Consider the following 17014-nt stretch of genomic DNA (forward strand, 5'->3'; position numbering starts at 1 on the left):
GTCAGTGAGCCGGGCGCTCGCCGAACTCGCCGTGCCAGGCGCCCTGGAGGAACGCCGACCATTCGTCGGGCGTGAAAACGAGTGCGGGACCCGAAGGCTGACGGGAGTGGCGCACCGCCACCTCTCCACCGTTCAGCATCGCGACCTCCACGCAGGCGTGCTGCCCACTGAACGTGCTCTTGCGCCAGTCAGCACCTTCGATCTGCTGCGCCGGCACGACCATGCGCTCGTTCGCCATCTTGATCACCTTCCGGGGGCCAACTGAAGAGGCGGATGCCACCGAAGGTAGCAGCCTGCATCTGCACGTGCATATGGCGTAAGCACTTGCAGTTGGCAGATGCGGACCTGGTTCATCCGATTGGCGGCCCCCGATTACGCCGCAGGCCACCAATTGCCTGCATCCTGCCTGCATCGCCCGGAAGTTATCGATCACGCGGCCACGGCGCGCACGACGCGCGTGCATCGTGCAGCTGCACGTGCACAGACGCACGTGCACTCACGGGTTGCATCTGCAGCCCGTGACCGGCAGACTGCTCTCTGTGTCCGGAGTCTCACGCAGGGAAGCCCGGCCACAGCCCAGGGGAACGGGCGGCACGGGCCGCCTCATGAGCGCTCCGGGTTCGCCGCTCGCGGCCGGCACGAGGCCCGGGCGGTCGACGGCAGGGTGAGCACGGAGCGCCAATCGGCGAGAGGAGCAGCGGTGTTGCGGGGAACAGCGAGGGGGAGCTCGCGAGCAGGTCGGCGAGGCACACGCCCAGCACGGCCGACAGACCACTGCAACTACCGGCTCGCGTGATGGGAGCGCGTCCAGTGGCCCGGGAACCGAGCGACCAGATCCACAGCATCGCCGAGGTCCTCGCAGCGACGTTCACGTCGTCGGCGGTGCGCCACATCCTCGCTGAGCACAGCCCGGACGCCACGGGCCACTGCCGCGGATGCCGGCTCCCCACCACGGTCGCCCCCGTGTGGCCCTGCCGCCTCTGGGAGATCGGCAAGGAGATGGAGCGGCTCCGCGCCGCAGGCGGGCGCCGCTAGCAGGCGCCCGGCCCCGAAGACCCGGCGGCGGGCGTCCCCAGAGGGGTGCGCTCGTCGCCGGCCTGTCTCCGAAGACCGTTGCTCGACCTGTCGAAGGGGCGCTACGTCACCGACGACACGGGGAACGTCACCGGCGTGGCGCGCTGACCGGGTCACGGACGAACCCGGCGCGCCGTCCGGACGTGTACCCCCCATGACGCTCTGGATCCTCGGGGGTCTCCTGGTCTGGTGCGGACTCGCCGTGCTCACGGCGCTGCTGATCGGGGCCGTGATCAGGCACCGCGACGGTCACCTGGTCCCGCGGACCGCCCACGCCCGCGCTGACAACGCGATCGACCCGTCGCGTGCGACGGGGAGCCGTTCGCGCAGGAGCGCCTGCAGCGCGGCGCGCCGGTCCTCGTCGAGCATGCTGACGTACCCGGGTGCCGGGCCCTGCCCGCCGAGGAACGGCGCCCAGTAGTCGTCGAGGTCGCGGAACCTCGTCGGCACATCGACCGGCTCGACCTCGACGCCGGTGAGGCCTGCGCCGGTCCACAGCGAGCGCAGGGCCTCCGGCCGGCACAGCGGGAAGCGGCGCCCCTCGTCCAGCTCGGCTGCAGCGGGGTCGGACGCCGCGGCCGCCTCCCAGAAGTGCTTGATCATCTGCATGCCGTCGGCGTAGTCCCACAGGTACGCCGCCACCACGCCCCCTGGAGCCGCGACCCTCGCCAGCTCCGCGACGGCAGCCTCCGGCTCGGGCACGAAGTTGAGCACCAACCCGCTGACCACGGCATCGAACCGGTTGTCGGGGAACTGCAGCGCGCAGGCGTCGCCCACGGAGAACCGGGCGCGGGGGTCGTCGATCTCCCGCCGCGCGTGGGCGAGGAAACCGTCCGAGGGGTCGACGCCGTGCACCTCGGCGGGATCGGCGATGCGCAGGACCGTGGCCGTGAGCGCGCCGGTGCCGCAGCCGACGTCCAGCCACCGCCCGCCGGTGGACACGCCCAGCCGCCGCACGAACAGCTCGGCGACCGGCCGGCTCCACCGGCCGACGTAGCGCTCGTAGGCCTCGCCGACGTTCCAGATCCCGGATCCGCTCATGACCTGCCCAACGTACGCGCGAGCGCCTCAGTAGCTGAACGTCGTCGCGCCCTCGCCGATCCACCGCCACATCGGCACGGTGCCGCCGAGCTCGGCCGACTTGATCAACCGGCTCTCGTCGAGCTCCTTGGCGTTGAAGCAGATCGGGCAGACCAGGAAGGTGCCACCGGCGGCCTGGTAGCGCTCCACCAGTCCCGGCAGCGGTGGGCATCCCGCGCAGGCGGTTCCCGTGGCGACGCCGGTCGTCGCCAGACGGACGGCCTCCTTGGTGAGGAACATCAGGGTCGGGCGGCCCTCCTCTGCGGCGCCGACCGCCACCAGGAAGGCCACGGTGACCTGCTCGGCGTCCTCGAGGCCGGTGCTGAGGCTGATCACTGCCTTGTTCTGCGTCATCATGTCGGTCCCTTCTCGTATCGGTCTGGACCGTGATGACGCTATGGATCGCTTGGGTGAGCGGAATCGGTGTCAGCCGCCGACATTCCCGCGTCGTTCCCCCCGGCGATGGCGGTCGACACGTAGCCGTCAGTCGTGCGTGAGCAGGCGGGCCACCGCGGCGGCGCGAGCGGCACGCCCCGTCAGGCCGAGCTTGGCGTAGACGCTGGTGAGGTGCCGCTCCACCGTGCGGACGGAGAGCGAGAGCTGCTGTGCGACCTGCTGGTTGTCGGCACCCCTGCCGACCAGGTGCAGCACGTCGAGCTCGCGGTCGGTGAGCGATCGCAGCATCGAGTCCGAGGTGCGGGCTGCGATCCGATCGCCTGCCATGAAGGCCGCCAGCTCGGCGACGAACACCGGCCACGCCTGCTCGTCGGCGAGCGTGATGTGGTTGTCGCTGTCGAGCATGACCAGCCGGGCGCCGGGGATCCGCGCCGCCAGCTCCCGGCCTCGGGCGAAGTCCACCATGCGGTCACCGCGGGCGTGCACCACCAGCGTGGGTACGGAGACGCCGGGCAGGAGGTCGGCGACGTCAACCTGCACCCGGGCCGCACGGGACCGGACGGCGTTCTCGGTGCAGGTCGCCATCGGTTGCAGGTCGTCCAACCAGCCGGCCTGCTCCTCCGTCGCTCCGGGGATCATGAGCGAGGTGAACACCCGCCGGAAGGTGCTGTCCTTGCGGCCGAACCCCACCTTGATCATCTGCTGGAAGGTCTGCTCCAGCTCGACGCTCTCCGGGTCACGGCAGAGCTGGCCGGGGTGCGTGCCGTACAGGACGAGCCGGGTGAGCCGGGTCGGGTGGCGCGTGGCGTAGGAGATCGCCACCGGTCCGCCCTGCGACATGCCCAGCAGCGCGAACCGCTCGAGGCCCGCCGCATCGGCGATGGCCTCCAGGTCGGCGATCCGGGCGTCGAGGCCGTGGTCGGACACGTCCCAGTCCGACAGCCCGTAACCGCGCTCGTCGTACCGGATGACGGTGGCGAACCGGCCGAGGTCGAGCAGGAAGTGCCGCCAGACCGGGCTCTGCCAGTCGAACTCCAGGTGGCTGAGCCAGCACGAGGCCAGCAGGAGCGGAGGGCCCGCACCGTGCACGGCGTACGCCAGACGTGTGCCGTCCGCGCTGCGGCAGAACCTCACGTCCTGCGGCGGCGTGTCGGCGACGCCCGGCGGCATTCGGCAAGGGTAGCGGCGTTCAGCTGGTTCGCCGGAGGATCGTGTAGCCCTCACCGTGCGCGACCGGCCGGTACGCCGGACCGAGTTCCTGCTCGATACCGGCCAGATCGGACGGACACGCGATCGCCTGGACGTACGGGTGGTCGGCGGCGATGGGCAGCACCGCGCCCGGCACCTCCGCCAGCGTGGGCGCGAGGACCGTCATCCCGCCCTCGGCCGGCCCCTCGGCTCGGACGATGGAGGTCTCCTCGACGTTGACCCTGGCCTGTCCGGTCTCGATCGCGTGGTCGACGCCGAACCACTTGAGCACGGGCACCCCGACGGACAACCCGGGCGCGGCCTCGCAGCCGTACCGCGACGGGACCGTCAGGTACAGCAGCGGCGCGCCGGCCGGAACGGCGGCGTCGGTGGCGGCGTCCACCCGCGCGATCCGGCCGCCGACGTCCACGTACTCGACGGCGTGCAGACCGAGGACGGCCACCACGAGGACCGCGGTCACCCCCGTCGCGGCCGGCCGCACGGCGCGGTACGGCAGCGCCGCGACGGCCAGCAGCAGCGCCGGCATGACGAACCGCTCGTCGGGCTTGATCAGGTCGTTGACCATGCTGACCGGCAGCACCAGCGCGATCCCGACGAGCAGGCCGGCCAGCCAGAGCACCGGCCTGCCCTCGAAGGCGGCCCGCAGCGCGGACCGGTCGAGCTGGAACAGGACCAGCGCCGCGAAGACCAGCACGAGCAGCACGTTGACCCAGAAGATCGGGAAGACCGGGGGGAACGGGTCGAGCCGCAGGAAGGGCTGGAGCGTCTCGCTGAGGGAGATCGCCTTGTCGAACCACGACGTGTAGAGCACGACGCCCGTCCCGCCGTGCTCCGCCAGCACGTACCAGGCCGCCAGTACGACGCCGGGGAGGACCGTGCCGACCAGCGGCAGGGCCCGGCGACCGCGGCCGGTGCGCGCGAGGACGAGCACGTGCACCAGGACGGCCAGCACACCGATCCCCCAGGCCAGCAGGTGTGACAGGTAGAGCACCACGCCGAGGACGCCCAGCAGCACCAACGTCCGCCGGCCCGGCCCGCCCTGCGCGGCGACCGCCTGGTGCAGCACCGCGACGACGACGAACACGAGGGCCATCCCGACCATGAAGCTGAGGTAGCCCTTGTAGAGGTAGAACCCAGGAGCCCACAGGAAGCCCAGGTACTCGATCGCCGTCGGCCTGCCCTGCAGCGTGCGCACGAGATATCCGAAGGAACCGGCGAAACCGAGCACGGTGAGGACGACGAACAGCTGCCCGGCGGCCTCGATGGGCAGGAACACGTTGAGCGCGCCGATGCCGAGCGGCGCGGCGAGGTTGGGCACCGGCACGGGGTCGAGCGAGTAGGCACCTGCGAAACCGGTGGCGTCGGCCCCCCCGAACAGCAGGTCCGCCACCACGTGCCCCTGGAAGAGCCACTGGTAGTAGTCGTAGAACGGGAGGAAGTGCGAGCTGTAGAGCGCGCCGACCGTTGCGGCGGTCAGGACGAGCCAGATCACGGCACCGTCGAGACGGAGGCCCGGGCGGACTGACATCGGCATCCCGGCATGCTCCGCCCGGGTCGCTGTGGGTTCCCTGAACCCGTCACCCGGACGCGGTTCAGGCCTTCGGTGGCGCCGCGCATCGTGCGGGGCCGCCAGGAGGCACTGACAAGGCAGACCCGGAGCCAAGAGGCAGAACGCCCGACTCGCCGTGTCGGTGAGTTCGACTCGCCGGGGTGGGGTCAGCCGTTCTTCGCGATGTCGGCGGGTGCGGAGCCTCGCCGGAATCGGCGCACCATCGGCCGTGTGCGGCGGCGCCGTCAGTCGGCTCTCGGCCCGCTCAGGTAGGCGTCGAGTGCGGCGGCGCCGGCGAGCATGGCGCGGCCTCTGCCCGAGAGGCGGGCCTGCCAGTCGCGGAGCGCCGACTCGAGCGGTGCGACGCCGCCGGCGGAGCGGACCTGCGCGACCAGCGGGGCGATCTGCTCCAGCAGGTACCCGCCCCGTCTGAGCTGGTGGACGAGCTGGGCGTCGCGCACGTCGGCCGAGCCGTAGACGCGGTAGCCGGTCTGCGGGTCGCGGCGCGGCAGCACCAGGCCGGCCCGTTCCCATTTGCGCAGGGTGGCCGGGCGGATGCCGAGCTTCCTGGAAAGGGGTCCGACGAACGTCTCGCCGCGTTCCTCGGGCACGGGTTCCAGGTCGCGAAGCGCGGCTTCGACGGCCCGGAGGGTGCGGCGGTCATCGAGGAGCTGGGCATGGCTCTCGTCGATGAGCCGGAACGCGTCCTCGGTGTCGTCCCGGTTGACCGCCTGCATGATCGACGTGGCCGTCGAGTGGCCGTGCCCGCGCACGAGGGCCAGGAACGCGCGCAGCGCTTGCGCGTGCAGCGGCGTGTAGGTGCGGTAGCCGTGGGGGGTGCGGGCGGCCGCCGGCAGGATCCCGGCCGCCTCGTAGTTCCGCACCGCCTGGGTGGACAGGCCGTGCTCGCGCGCGAGGTCGACCGGCCTGAGCCGTTCCCGGCCTTGAAGGTTTCGCCGCACCGTCCCACTGCTGCCGCCGAGAAGTTCCAACCGTCGGTTCAACGATACTGTTCAGGCGGTGGACATGGCTGACGAGGGCTCGACGATCGAGCTCGGCATCGCCGAGCTGCGCGAGGTCACCGGCTTCGCCGTGGCCTGCGCCGAACCCGCGGTGGCGATCTTCGAGCGCGACTGCCCGGATGATCCGCGGGTGCTGGCCGTGCTCGAAGAGGCACGCAGGTTCGCGGCCGGAGGCAGGCGGACGAAGGCGTTGCGGGTGACCGCACTGGCAGCGCACCGGGCAGCACGGACGGCTCGCGACACCGGACACGGGGCCGCAGCCGAAGCGGCGCACTCCGCCGGTGCCGCCGGAGCAGCGGCGTACCTCCACCCGCTGGCGAGGTCCACCCAGGTCCTGCACATCCTCGGGTCGGCCGCCCACGCGGCGCGAGCACTGGAGATCGACGCGGGCGAGGACCGCGGCGTCGGCGCCGAGCGCATCGAGAAGGCACGAGGCCTGGCCGGACCCATCGTCGTGCGCGTCCTGCTGCGATATCCGAACGCGCCGGGTGGTCGCGGGCGGGTGGGAGAGCTGGCGCGGGAACTGGACGCCTCGTTGCGGCGGCCGTGAGCAGCGGAATGAGCGCCGGCTGCGGCACTACGGCTCTCGTGAGGACCGGCTCGCCTCGACGTCGGCGCGCCACTGCCGCCAGCCGGTGAAGTTCCCGCTTCCCGGTGTGGCCGGGGTCGCCACGTGCTCGAACGGGGAGAGGTGCGGCGCGGATCCCTGCCCCGGGTCGAGCAACCGCTCGCACAGCCGCAGGTCCGCCTCGAGCGAGGGGCCCGCACCGACCACCCGATCACCGGTCGGCGTGAAGTAGGAGACCCGCGCACTCCGCGCCGCCGCCACCGCCCGAACCTGGTCCGGCTCGAGCACGTCCCGTTCGTCCTTCGCGATGAACGGCGTGTGCCAGTCACCCTCGGCGACGGATCGAGGGGTGGAGCCCGCCAGGGCGTCCCGCATGGCCGCGGCAGCGTCGAAGATCGGCAGGTACGCCAGTGGAGCGCCGGCCTCGTCGGTGGCGAGACGCTGGTCGAAGAAGTTGTCCCACTCCGTGCTGGAGACGACCACGGTGTGCATCAGGTACGGCTCGAGAATCCGGTTGACCTCCTGCTTGTGCACACCGAGCTCCAGCCCGGCCCGCGCCTGGCGCACCGCGGTCTCCACGCTCTCCATCCACCACTCGAGCACGTCCGCCCACTGCGGCGAGCCCGGCTCGATGAACTCGTGCGCGTTCATCCCGGGCTTGTTCACCGAGAACGCCCGCGGCACGTACGGCGAGCGCTGGACGTACTCGATCATCCGCTTGACGGGGACGGCCCGCGAGGATGCCGAGTTGCGGGAGAAGACCCGGTGGGTGTTCAGCTCGGCCAGCGCGGAACGCGGCAGCGTCACGACCATCGTGGTCAGCCGGTCACCCGCCTCGTTGACCGAGTCCGCGACGACCTCCGCGTTCACCTGCGTGACCTCTGGCAACCCCGACCCCCATGCCTCCGACCGCTAACAGCCCTGTGACCTGCAAGAACATATCAGCGGTCGCGACGAGGGAGCCGACCCGGTGCACGTGGGCGGCGCTTCGGGTCAGCCGGCGGAGGACAGGGCGAGCGAGGCGACGGCCAACGCGAGGAAGCCTCCCGGCACGGCGATGTTGTTGTACACGCGGGCGGCCACGTGAGTGACGATCGCCCCGACGAAGAACAGCACGAGCCCGGCCGCGGCGGCGACGCCGATCAACTCGACCCCCGCGAGGCCGAGGAGGAGCCCGACGGCGCCCGCCGCTTTGAGCGTGGCGAGCACCGGGAGCCAAGACCGCGGGACGCCCACCTCCGCCATGTTGGCGAGGACGTATCTGACCTGCAGGAAGTCCGCTACTGCGATCGACAGGTTGGCCGCGGCCGTGATCACCGACACGATGACGTACGCGATGTACATCCTGACCTCCGCGTCAGTCGAACAAGCGGTACGAACCGAGGACCTCGAACGGTGTCGGTGTCGGTGCCGCACCCACGGCCCACTTCGCCACCGTGGCCTGCAACTGCCGCGCCTCCGCGATGCCGGGCAGCGGGTTCTCGACACCGGCAGCCAGCTCCACGAGCGCGACGAACTCCGTGGAGCCGGTGCGGTGCAGGTAGGCGTACCGGATGTCGTCGGGTTGCTGCGCCTGCACCGCCGCGAACGCCGTCTCGATCGCCTCCACCACTTCGGCGACGCCCTCGTCGGCCACCCGGTACTGAACCACCAGGACGGGCATGGCATCTCCCTCGGCTCTTCCTGCAGACCTGATCGCGTGCTGACCAAGCCTCGCGAAACGCCGAAAGGGCGTCCAATACCTGCAGGTATAACCTGGCGGCATGGACGTCGACACGCGGCTCCTGCGCTACTTCGCGGCGGTTGCCGAAGAAGGCAACCTCACCCGTGCCGCGGCGCGGCTGTTCGTGTCCCAGCCGGCGCTGACCAAACAGGTCAAGCAGCTCGAGGCTCAGCTCGGCGTCCAGCTCTTCGTGCGATCCCGTACCGGAATGGTCCTCACCGAGCCGGGGCGCGCGTTGGCGGCGCGAGTGCCGGCGCTACTGGCGGGCTGGGAGGAGGTCGTGCGGGAGACCAAGGGCGCGGCCAGCCGCATCGCGAGCGTCCTGCGGGTGGGGTTCCTGGCCAACGGCGCCAACGAGGCAACGCCGCGGATCATCAGCTCGTTCACCCGCCGACGACCCGGCTGGCGGGTGGACATGCGGCAGGCGGCGTGGTCCGACCCCACCGGAGGCCTGACGGACGGCGACGTCGACGCGGCCCTGCTCCGGCTACCGTTCCCCGGCCAGGACGGGATGCGGGTGGCGGAGCTCCTCACCGAACCGCGCTGGGTGGCGCTCCCGTCCGCCCACCCTCTCGTCGCACGCGACGAGATCCCGTTCCACGAGCTGTGGGACGAGCCGTTCGTGGCCGCCCCGGCCGCGACCGGCTGGTGGCGGGACTACTGGCTGGCCACCGACGAACGCGACGGTCACCCGGTCCGCGTCGGCGCCGTCACGGAGCACCCCGACGAGTGGCTCAGCGCCATCGCCAACGGCTACGGCATCGCCCTCGCGCCCCGGTCCGCTGCACGCTTCTACGCCCGCCCGGGCGTCGCCTACCGGCCGGTGACCGGGGTGAGCCCCAGCCGCGTCGGCGTCGCGTGGGCGCCGTCCGCGGACGCCGACCCGGTCGTCCAGGACTTCGTCCGCTGCTGCCTCGAGGACGCAGGACTCGGGCCCGAGGAGGGTCGGTAGCCCAGCCCGGTTCCGGGCGTGGGTCACGCCGGGGCGGTCCTCTCCAGGATCTCCAGGTAGTGCGGGTTGTACATGATGCCCAGGATGTTGCCGAAGGGATCGACGACGGACGCGATCACGAAGCCCGACTCCGGCTCGGGTGGGGGCGGCATCGGCGTGATGGGCTGGTACTCGGTGGCGCCCATCGACAGCAGCCTGCTGAATGCCGCCTCGATGTCGTCCACGTGCCAGTTCATCACGACCCCGCCCGGGGTGGTCGCCGCGCCTCCCGGGGCGAATCGGCGGTCGAGCAGCCCCAGCTCGGCCTGGTAGTCGCCGATGCGGAACTCGACATAGGCGGGCGGCCCGTCGACGGGGCGCACGAAGTACGGCTCGACGCCCAACAGCTCCGTGTACCACCGCGTCGCCGCCGGCATGTCGTCGGCCCAGTAGGTGATCGTGCAGAAACCTCGCAACACGACAGCGCTCCTTCCTCGATGACGACCCCTACTGTCACAGCGGTACATGACACCCTTCGTCATATAGCGGAGGAAGTTTCCGGGACATGAGATCCGACCGGCTGCTCTCGATCATGCTGCTGCTGCAGACCCACGGGCAGCTGCCCGCCGGCGAGCTGGCCGCGCGGTTGGAGGTGTCGGTCCGCACGATCATGCGGGACGTGGAGGCCCTGTCCGCGGCCGGCGTTCCCGTCTACACGGTGCGCGGCCCGCACGGCGGCATCGCCCTGCTGCCCGGCTTCCGCACCGACGTCACCGGGCTGACCGCGGACGAGTCCCGCGCCCTCTTCGTCCTGCTCTCCGGCAGCGCCCACGCCGATCTCGGCCTCGGCCAGGCCATCGGGTCCGCGCTGCGGAAGGTGATGGCCGCACTGCCCGCGCCGCACCGGCCGGGCGCCGACCTGGCCAGCCGTCGCATCCTCATCGACCCGGCCCGCTGGAGCGGGACACCCGGGCCGGAACGTGCCGCCGACGAGCTGGTCGTGTTCCAGCAGGCCGTCTTCACCGACCGGCGCCTGCGGATGCGCTACCGGCACCGCCGCGACAACCGCGTCCGCTCCTACACCCTCGACCCGTACGGCCTGGTCAACAAGGCCGGTGTCTGGTACCTCGTCGCCGACCACCGCGGCGAACCCCGGCTCTTCCGCACCGACCGCGCACTGTCCGCCGGCATCGTCGACGAGCCCGTCCAGCGCCGTGACGGCCTGGAACTGGCGGAGGTGTGGGACACCCTCCGGCGCAGCATCGACGACATCCCCGCTCCGCTCGCGGTCACCGTCAGCGTGCGACGCGAGGTCCTGGCCAAGCTCCTCCGCGTCCACGAGGCCGACCTGGCCCCGCCCCCGGCCGACGGCCGGGCCCGTGAAGCCATCGGCGGTCCGGAACGGGAGATCGTCGAGCTGCGCTTCCGCTCCCTGGTCGCAGCCGAGGCGCTCCTCGCGTTCGGCCCTGATGTCAAGGTGCTCGCCCCGGACGAACTGCGCCAGACCCTCGCCGCCAAGGCGGCCGAAACCGCCGCGCTCTACGGCACCGTCGAAGACGGTTGAGGGCGCGAGAAGCCGAGGTCGGATCGCGGTGCCCCCGGTGGGATTCGAACCCACACAGCGACCCTTTCAAGGGGAAGGCCGGCCCCGCCAACACAATGCTTTGACCTGCGTAAACCTATCAGCGGCTGTGCCAACGGGGCCGACCTGGACATCACTTGGGCACGGCGCCCGGCTTGGGGCGTTCCGCCGGTGGCCGGGCACGACGGCGCGGAGCGCGGCGTCGTGGAGGCGCGGATGGCTGCGGATCGAGCGCGTCTCGCCGCGCGCCCGGTGCTTGAGCTGTCGCTTTTCGCGGCGCACCGCTGTCTGTCCAGGCCGCCCCAGCCGTCGGCGTCGAGAACTCGATGAGGAGTTCGCACCAACCTGACGGGGGCAGGAGAGGGTTCGAGCGGCGCCAGGCCCACGACCTCTACCGCACCGGGGGCCAGTCGTGAGCGGCGACGCGAGCCCGCCGACGGCGCGGAGCTCCCGCCCGGGGCCTCGCAGCCCGACGTCGGTTCAGTGGACTCGACCGAGAGCATCCGCGAGCTCGTCAGGCATCGACGCCATGGGCGTGTGCGATGACGGGAGCCGGTAACGGTTGTCTGCGGCAGCAGCCATCTGCTCCTGGGCGGCGGGGGGCAGGACCCGGTCCTGTTCGCAGATGATGTAGGTCGTGGGGTGACCGCGGTCAGGTGCGGTGCTGGGGGCGGTCCCGCTGGCGATCGACTGTGGCACAAACCGACGCAGGAAGGCATATGCGTGCTGCTCGTCGACGTCGGCGCACAGCGTCTGCCGGAGCAGCTCCAGATCGTCGGTCGTCCTTGTCGTCCCGTCGTCGTGCGGCGACACCCATGTCGGCAGCGGTCCCGCCGCGAACAGGTCCATCGCCGACTGCCCTCGCTGCGGCCAGAACGCGCAGAGGTAGACGCTGTGGGCGACCGCGGGGTGATCAGCGAGTTCGGTGATCACCATTCCGCCATAGGAGTGTCCGACGAGGACGACGGGTTCCCCTACTCGCTCCACGGCTTGCTTCACGACCTTCGCGTCGGCGGCCAGGTCGCCGAGTGCCGCCGGGTCGGTCCCACCGCTCGGCAACTGCTCGATCACCTCGACGCGATGCCCGGCCTTCCTCAGCCGGTCGGCGACCTCGCTCCAGCACCAGCCGCCGATCCAGCCGCCGTGGACGAGGACGAAGTTCGTCATCGCGCGATTGTGGTACTCACCGTCGCTGATGGCGACTATCCCGCCCGGAGGGCTAGGCCGCGTGCGGCGCACGCGCAGCGTAGACGGAGCGCAGCAGCGCCGTCACTGGCGGCGCCACGGCCCGTCCACCCCGTCGCACCCGCTGTGACCTGCGTATTGTCCGCCGGTGGGAGAGCTGCCGGGCATCGCCGGGCTCGAGTACCCGGTCCGACCGATGCTCGCCGTGCCCGCGCTGCAGCTACCCACCAATCACCCCTGCGGCTGGGCAGCGGAACCCAAGCTCGATGGCTTCCGCCGCATGCGCCGTCGTCACGCAGGACTTGGGCACGCGTTGGGCACAGCCGGCCGTCGAGCACCGGGGACAGTCGGACCCACCGGCCAGGGATTGATCGCTTGCAGCGCGGGTTCGCGCCGGTCAGCGACCGAATCGATACGTTGGATCGCGGTGCCCCCGGTGGGATTCGAACCCACACAGTGACCCTTTTAAGGGGCCTGCCTCTGCCGATTGGGCCACGGGGGCGCGCGACCCAGCCTACGGACCGGACCCGGGGGAGCTCCTCACGCCGCCGCCGGCGCAACGCCGTGCTCCCACGCCCGCGCGGCGGCAGGCGCCGCCCATCCCTTCGCGAACGCGCGCCGCCGCAGCGGCCCGACAGCGGCGCACAACCGGAAGAACGTGCGCGCCGCCGTCGTGGCCACGGCCCCGGACGACAACAGCTGCTCCGACTGCTCCAGCGCGTAGCGCACGGCCGCAGTGCCGTAGTCGCGCATCTCGGCCTCGTACTCCGCAACCGCGTCGAGCAGCGGGCGCTCACCGCGGTCGGCCGCCGGGAGCAGGCGGCCCAGCAGGTGCGCGTCCCGCAGCGCGGTGTTGCCGCCGAGGCCACCGATCGGCGGCATCACGTGGATCGCGTCACCGAGGACGGTCACGGGACCGCTCCCCCAGGTGGGCACGGGCGGCGCCGCACTGAAGGCGACGGCGCTGCGGCTCGCGGGATCGGAGCTCGCGAGCGCGCGACGCAGCCGCGGATCCCAACCCGCCACCAGGACGTCCACCACGGCGCGCAACGCGTTCCGGTCGAGCTCGGCGACATCGGGCGGGAGCAGCTCCGGGCGGGTGACCAGCGCGCACAGCAGGTACGGCCGCTGACCGGTGGCCGCGGGCGGCTCGAACACCGACGTGAACAGGAACACCGGCGCATCCAGCTGCACCGCGTTCATGCCCTCGGCCAGCCGGCCCAGCTCGGCCCGCGTCGCACCGTCGAGCCAGACCTTGTGCGCGATGCCGACCACGCGCGCGTCGGCCGGGGTCGCGTGCGGCAGCAGCTGCGCGCGCACGCGCGAGGACGCCCCGTCCGCACCGACGAGCACGTCGGCGACGGCGGTGCTCCCGTCGGCGAAGCGCGCCTCGGCCCGGCCGTCGGGCAGCAACTCGTAGCCGACGAACTCGGAGCCGAGCCGCACGACGTCGTCAAGGCCGCTCGTCAGCACGCGTCGCAGGGTGGCGCGGTCGGCCGCGTAGTGGTTCTCGGCGGGATCGGTGGCTCCCGGATACATGATCGACTCTTCGACGACGACCAGCTCGTCGAGCTGTTCGGTGAGGAACCCGAAGTCGCCGCCGGGCCCTGCGGTCGCGAGGAACTCCTGCCAGCCGTCGGGCGGTAGGAGGGCGTGCAGCGCCCTGGCGCCCGCCGGGTTGATGTGGATGCGGTAGCCCTCCCAGCGGCTGCCGACCCCGTGGTCGCGCTCGTGGACCGCGACGTCGACGCCCGACCCCCGCAAGCCCTGGGCGAGCGCGAGGCCGCCGATGCCACCCCCGATGATCAGTACGCGCACGTCATCCCCTCCTGTCTCCGATCAGCTGCTCCGCGAGCAGGTCGAGCACCGGACCCGCTACGTCGGGCAGCAGGCGCACCCCCTTGACGACGGCGATCACGAGCTCCGCGGACATCGCCGGATCGGGCACCAGGTCGGTGAGGATCTCGACGAGCGCCGCCCGCCACCCCGACTCGTGCTGCGCCATCGCCGCGGCCACGGCCGGGTCGCGCCGGGCGCGCAGGTCCAGCTCGACCGTCACGGCGAACAGGTCCGGTCGCTCCACCATCATCTGCTGCAGAACACGCAGGTGCCCCCGCAGCGCGGATGAGCGATCCGGGGCAGGCGGGCTGGCTCCCCAGAACTGGCGCGTGGTGTAGGCGGCGACCGCCTCCACGAGGCTCTGCTTCGTGGAGAAGTGGTGGTGCAGCGTGGAGTGGTCGATGCCGACGTCCTCGGCGACCTGCCGCAGCCGCAGCCCTTCGAACCCGGACTCCGCGACCCGCCGGAACGCCGCAGCCACGAGCTGCGCACGCCGCCCCTCGGTCTCTCCACCAACCACTTGGTTGAGGTTAGCGGGCACACGAGGTCATGTCGAGCACACCGAGAGCGCGACTCGCGCGCACGCAGACAGCGACTCGCGCGCACCGAGACAGCGACTCGCGGACGGGGAGGTGCCCTTCGTCCGCGAGTCGCGTTGTCAGTGCGCGCGAGTCGCGTTGTCAGTGCGCGCGAGTCGCGTTGTCAGTGCGCGCTAGTCGGGTCAGGCGCCTTTCGGGGCCGCGGCGACCGGCTCCGGGGCCTTCTCCGCGGGCTTGCTGGCGCCCGCGACCCGGCTGAACTCCGCCTTCGGGTCCATGATCTGGCCGAGCGCCACGACCTCGCGGCCGAGGAACAGCGCGCCCGTCCAGTCGAAGAGGATGCGGATGCGCCGGTTCCACGTGGGCATGCGGCTCACGTGGTAGGTGCGGTGCATGAACCACGCGACCGGGCCGCGGAGCTTGACGCCGTAGATCTCGGCGACACCCTTGTACAGCCCGAGGCTCGCCACCGATCCCGCGTAGCTGTGCTTGTACTGCGTGAGCCGGCGGCCGCGCAGGTAGGCCACCACGTTGTCGGCGAGCACCTTGGCCTGCCGGACGGCGTGCTGGGCCGACGGGCTGGTGCGGGCCTCCGGGTCCTCCTTCGACAGGTCGGGCACCGACGCGCAGTCGCCCGCGCTGAACACCTCGGGCATGCCGACGACCTGCAGCTCCGCGGTGCACTCGACGCGGCCGCGCGCGTCGCGGGGCAGGTCGGTGTGCTCGAGCATCGGGCTCGGCTTGACGCCCGCGGTCCAGACGATCGTGTCGGTGTCGAACTCGGTGCCGTCGTCGAGGACGACGTGCCCGCCCTCCATCGTCTTGACGCGGGTGTCGAGGAAGACCTCGATCCCGGCCTCCAACAGCCGCTCGACGGTGTAGCGCCCCATCCGCGGGCCGACCTCGGGCATGATCCGCCCGGCGGCCTCGACGAGCACCCAGCGCATGTCCTCGGGGGCGATGTTCTCGTAGTAGCGGGTGGCGTAGCGGGCCATGTCCTGCAGCTCGGCGAGCGCCTCGATCCCGGCGTAGCCGCCACCGACCACGAGGAAGCTGAGCAGCCGCCTGCGCAGCTCGGGGTCGATCGTGGTGGCCGCGGCGTCGAGCCGCGACAGCACGTGGTTGCGCAGGTAGATGGCCTCGCCGACGGTCTTGAAGGCGATGCCGCGCTCGGCGAGCCCGGGGACCGGGAGCGTGCGGGCCACCGATCCGGGCGCCACGACGAGCACGTCGTACCCGAGCGTGGTGACCGTGCCGGAGATGAGCTCGGCCGTGACCTCGCGCGCGGCGTGGTTGATCGACGTGACCCGGCCGGTGAGGTGGTGGCACTTGCGCAGCACCTTCCGCAGCGGCACGACCACGTGCCGGGGCTCGATCGAGCCTGCCGCCGCCTCGGGGAGGAACGGCTGGTAGGTCATGTGCGGCTGCGGGTCGATCACGGTGACGTCGGCCTCACCGCGCCGCAGCTTCTTCTGCAGCCGCAGAGCGGTGTACATGCCGACGTACCCGCCACCGACCACGACGATCCGCGTGTTGCGCGCCATGACACCCATGTTCCCACCCTCACGTGGTGGACACCTCCCTCGCGGGGGTGAGGCTGGCTACGCCTGCCGCCCGACTCAGGACGTCCTCGAGCATCGCGGGCGTCAGCCGTCCGGTGAAGGTGTTCTGCTGGCTGACGTGGTAGCAGCCGAACAGGTGCAGCGTCTCCCGCTCGCCCGCCAGCTCCACGTGGGCGCCGTGGGCGAACCGCGGCCGCGGGCGCGGCACCGCCCAGCCTGCCGCGGCGAGCACTGGGAGGAGCGCCTGCCAGCCGAACGCGCCGAGCACCACCACCGCCCGGGGGCGCAGCAGCGCCAGCTCGGCGCGCAGCCACCCGCCGCACCGATCCCGCTCGTCCGGGGTCGGCTTGTTGTCCGGTGGCGCGCAGTGCACCGGCGCGGTGATCCGGGTGCCGATCAGCTCGAGCCCGTCGCCCGCGTGCACCGCTGTCGGCTGGTTCGCCAGGCCGACGGCGTGCAGCGCGGCGTACAGCACGTCGCCGGAACGGTCGCCGGTGAACATCCGGCCGGTGCGGTTCCCACCGTGCGCCGCCGGGGCGAGGCCGACGATCAGCAGGGGCGCGTCGGCCGGGCCGAGCCCGGGCACCGGCCGGCCCCAGTACTCCTCGTGCCGGAACGCGGCGCGCTTCTCCCGTGCCACCTGCTCGCGCCAGGCCACCAGCCGCGGGCAGGCGCGGCAGTCGACGATGGCCGCGTCGAGCTCGGCAACGCTCGTGAAGGTCGTCCCCACGCCCCACACGCTACGCAGGCCGGCG

Annotated in this window: 19 protein-coding genes and 2 tRNA genes; 4 read left to right on the forward strand and 17 right to left on the reverse strand. The window is 71.9% G+C overall.

Annotation, left to right across the window (positions count from 1 at the left end; translation table 11 throughout):
• Position 1: 1 nt before the first annotated feature.
• Positions 2 to 238 carry a DUF397 domain-containing protein gene (locus FB388_RS29875; protein WP_142105435.1) on the reverse strand — a complete coding sequence of 79 codons (237 nt, stop codon included), beginning with the start codon at positions 236 to 238 and terminating at the stop codon, positions 2 to 4.
• A gap of 557 nt (positions 239 to 795) precedes the next feature.
• On the opposite strand from FB388_RS29875, the gene FB388_RS29880 reads away from it, so the two are divergent.
• Positions 796 to 1035, forward strand: a complete 240-nt coding sequence (locus FB388_RS29880) for a hypothetical protein (RefSeq protein WP_142105436.1) — start codon at positions 796 to 798, stop codon at positions 1033 to 1035.
• 288 nt (positions 1036 to 1323) lie between these two features.
• Here FB388_RS29880 and FB388_RS29885 read toward each other — a convergent pair whose 3' ends face one another.
• The 5 genes from FB388_RS29885 to FB388_RS29905 form a co-directional block, all read right to left on the reverse strand.
• Complete coding sequence (locus FB388_RS29885; protein WP_142105437.1) at positions 1324 to 2115, reverse strand: class I SAM-dependent methyltransferase; 792 nt, start codon at positions 2113 to 2115, stop codon at positions 1324 to 1326.
• Between the two features lie 27 nt (positions 2116 to 2142).
• Positions 2143 to 2508 carry a DsrE family protein gene (locus FB388_RS29890; RefSeq protein WP_211362267.1) on the reverse strand — a complete coding sequence of 122 codons (366 nt, stop codon included), beginning with the start codon at positions 2506 to 2508 and terminating at the stop codon, positions 2143 to 2145.
• A 129-nt stretch (positions 2509 to 2637) separates the two neighbouring features.
• Positions 2638 to 3720 carry an alpha/beta fold hydrolase gene (locus FB388_RS29895; RefSeq protein WP_142105439.1) on the reverse strand — a complete coding sequence of 361 codons (1083 nt, stop codon included), beginning with the start codon at positions 3718 to 3720 and terminating at the stop codon, positions 2638 to 2640.
• A gap of 19 nt (positions 3721 to 3739) precedes the next feature.
• Positions 3740 to 5293, reverse strand: coding sequence for a hypothetical protein (locus tag FB388_RS29900; RefSeq protein WP_142105440.1), 1554 nt, complete (start codon positions 5291 to 5293; stop codon positions 3740 to 3742).
• Positions 5294 to 5553: 260 nt separating this feature from the next.
• Positions 5554 to 6270: a TioE family transcriptional regulator gene (locus FB388_RS29905; protein ID WP_142105441.1), complete on the reverse strand. Its 717-nt coding sequence runs from the start codon at positions 6268 to 6270 to the stop codon at positions 5554 to 5556.
• A 64-nt stretch (positions 6271 to 6334) separates the two neighbouring features.
• On the opposite strand from FB388_RS29905, the gene FB388_RS29910 reads away from it, so the two are divergent.
• Positions 6335 to 6880 carry a putative immunity protein gene (locus FB388_RS29910; RefSeq protein WP_142106383.1) on the forward strand — a complete coding sequence of 182 codons (546 nt, stop codon included), beginning with the start codon at positions 6335 to 6337 and terminating at the stop codon, positions 6878 to 6880.
• 27 nt (positions 6881 to 6907) lie between these two features.
• On the opposite strand, the gene FB388_RS29915 is transcribed toward FB388_RS29910, so the two are convergent.
• The 3 genes from FB388_RS29915 to FB388_RS29925 form a co-directional block, all read right to left on the reverse strand.
• Positions 6908 to 7768, reverse strand: coding sequence for an FAD-dependent thymidylate synthase (locus tag FB388_RS29915; protein WP_142105442.1), 861 nt, complete (start codon positions 7766 to 7768; stop codon positions 6908 to 6910).
• Positions 7769 to 7891: 123 nt separating this feature from the next.
• Positions 7892 to 8242: a DoxX family protein gene (locus FB388_RS29920; protein WP_142105443.1), complete on the reverse strand. Its 351-nt coding sequence runs from the start codon at positions 8240 to 8242 to the stop codon at positions 7892 to 7894.
• 13 nt (positions 8243 to 8255) lie between these two features.
• A complete protein-coding gene (locus FB388_RS29925) occupies positions 8256 to 8561 on the reverse strand; it encodes a hypothetical protein (RefSeq protein ID WP_142105444.1) in 306 nt (101 codons plus the stop codon).
• A 100-nt stretch (positions 8562 to 8661) separates the two neighbouring features.
• On the opposite strand from FB388_RS29925, the gene FB388_RS29930 reads away from it, so the two are divergent.
• Positions 8662 to 9573 carry a LysR family transcriptional regulator gene (locus tag FB388_RS29930; RefSeq protein WP_142105445.1) on the forward strand — a complete coding sequence of 304 codons (912 nt, stop codon included), beginning with the start codon at positions 8662 to 8664 and terminating at the stop codon, positions 9571 to 9573.
• A gap of 23 nt (positions 9574 to 9596) precedes the next feature.
• Here the strand turns inward: FB388_RS29930 and FB388_RS29935 are convergent, their stop codons facing one another.
• Positions 9597 to 10031: a VOC family protein gene (locus FB388_RS29935; RefSeq protein WP_142105446.1), complete on the reverse strand. Its 435-nt coding sequence runs from the start codon at positions 10029 to 10031 to the stop codon at positions 9597 to 9599.
• 86 nt (positions 10032 to 10117) lie between these two features.
• Here FB388_RS29935 and FB388_RS29940 point away from each other — a divergent pair, with 86 nt between their 5' ends.
• Positions 10118 to 11116, forward strand: a complete 999-nt coding sequence (locus tag FB388_RS29940) for a helix-turn-helix transcriptional regulator (protein ID WP_142105447.1) — start codon at positions 10118 to 10120, stop codon at positions 11114 to 11116.
• A gap of 29 nt (positions 11117 to 11145) precedes the next feature.
• Here the strand turns inward: FB388_RS29940 and FB388_RS39685 are convergent.
• The 7 genes from FB388_RS39685 to FB388_RS29970 all read right to left on the reverse strand — a co-directional run bounded on the left by FB388_RS39685 (position 11146) and on the right by FB388_RS29970 (position 16989).
• Positions 11146 to 11257, reverse strand: a tRNA-Ser gene (locus FB388_RS39685).
• A gap of 357 nt (positions 11258 to 11614) precedes the next feature.
• Positions 11615 to 12301, reverse strand: a complete 687-nt coding sequence (locus tag FB388_RS29945; RefSeq protein WP_142105448.1) for an alpha/beta fold hydrolase — start codon at positions 12299 to 12301, stop codon at positions 11615 to 11617.
• Between the two features lie 446 nt (positions 12302 to 12747).
• A tRNA-Leu gene (locus FB388_RS29950) sits at positions 12748 to 12821 on the reverse strand.
• 38 nt (positions 12822 to 12859) lie between these two features.
• Positions 12860 to 14137, reverse strand: coding sequence for an FAD-dependent oxidoreductase (locus FB388_RS29955; protein ID WP_142105449.1), 1278 nt, complete (start codon positions 14135 to 14137; stop codon positions 12860 to 12862).
• 1 nt (position 14138) lies between these two features.
• On the reverse strand, positions 14139 to 14678 hold the full coding sequence (locus tag FB388_RS29960) for a TetR/AcrR family transcriptional regulator (protein WP_170225884.1): 540 nt from the start codon (positions 14676 to 14678) through the stop codon (positions 14139 to 14141).
• 201 nt (positions 14679 to 14879) lie between these two features.
• Entirely contained in the window at positions 14880 to 16250 is a 1371-nt protein-coding gene (locus FB388_RS29965) for an NAD(P)/FAD-dependent oxidoreductase (RefSeq protein WP_142105451.1), read from the reverse strand.
• Positions 16251 to 16260: 10 nt separating this feature from the next.
• Complete coding sequence (locus FB388_RS29970; protein ID WP_142105452.1) at positions 16261 to 16989, reverse strand: uracil-DNA glycosylase; 729 nt, start codon at positions 16987 to 16989, stop codon at positions 16261 to 16263.
• Between the last annotated feature and the right edge of the window lie 25 nt (positions 16990 to 17014).

The sequence above is a fragment of the Pseudonocardia cypriaca genome, assembly GCF_006717045.1.
GTDB lineage: Bacteria > Actinomycetota > Actinomycetes > Mycobacteriales > Pseudonocardiaceae > Pseudonocardia > Pseudonocardia cypriaca.

Coding starts and splice junctions, on each gene's coding strand:
- FB388_RS29875 (WP_142105435.1), bottom strand. CDS start 238: ATGGCGAACGAGCGCATGGTCGTGCCGGCGCAGCAGATCGAAGGTGCT.
- FB388_RS29880 (WP_142105436.1), top strand. CDS start 796: ATGGGAGCGCGTCCAGTGGCCCGGGAACCGAGCGACCAGATCCACAGC.
- FB388_RS29885 (WP_142105437.1), bottom strand. CDS start 2,115: ATGAGCGGATCCGGGATCTGGAACGTCGGCGAGGCCTACGAGCGCTAC.
- FB388_RS29890 (WP_211362267.1), bottom strand. CDS start 2,508: ATGACGCAGAACAAGGCAGTGATCAGCCTCAGCACCGGCCTCGAGGAC.
- FB388_RS29895 (WP_142105439.1), bottom strand. CDS start 3,720: ATGCCGCCGGGCGTCGCCGACACGCCGCCGCAGGACGTGAGGTTCTGC.
- FB388_RS29900 (WP_142105440.1), bottom strand. CDS start 5,293: ATGCCGATGTCAGTCCGCCCGGGCCTCCGTCTCGACGGTGCCGTGATC.
- FB388_RS29910 (WP_142106383.1), top strand. CDS start 6,335: ATGGCTGACGAGGGCTCGACGATCGAGCTCGGCATCGCCGAGCTGCGC.
- FB388_RS29920 (WP_142105443.1), bottom strand. CDS start 8,242: ATGTACATCGCGTACGTCATCGTGTCGGTGATCACGGCCGCGGCCAAC.
- FB388_RS29925 (WP_142105444.1), bottom strand. CDS start 8,561: ATGCCCGTCCTGGTGGTTCAGTACCGGGTGGCCGACGAGGGCGTCGCC.
- FB388_RS29930 (WP_142105445.1), top strand. CDS start 8,662: ATGGACGTCGACACGCGGCTCCTGCGCTACTTCGCGGCGGTTGCCGAA.
- FB388_RS29940 (WP_142105447.1), top strand. CDS start 10,118: ATGAGATCCGACCGGCTGCTCTCGATCATGCTGCTGCTGCAGACCCAC.
- FB388_RS29945 (WP_142105448.1), bottom strand. CDS start 12,301: ATGACGAACTTCGTCCTCGTCCACGGCGGCTGGATCGGCGGCTGGTGC.
- FB388_RS29965 (WP_142105451.1), bottom strand. CDS start 16,250: ATGGGTGTCATGGCGCGCAACACGCGGATCGTCGTGGTCGGTGGCGGG.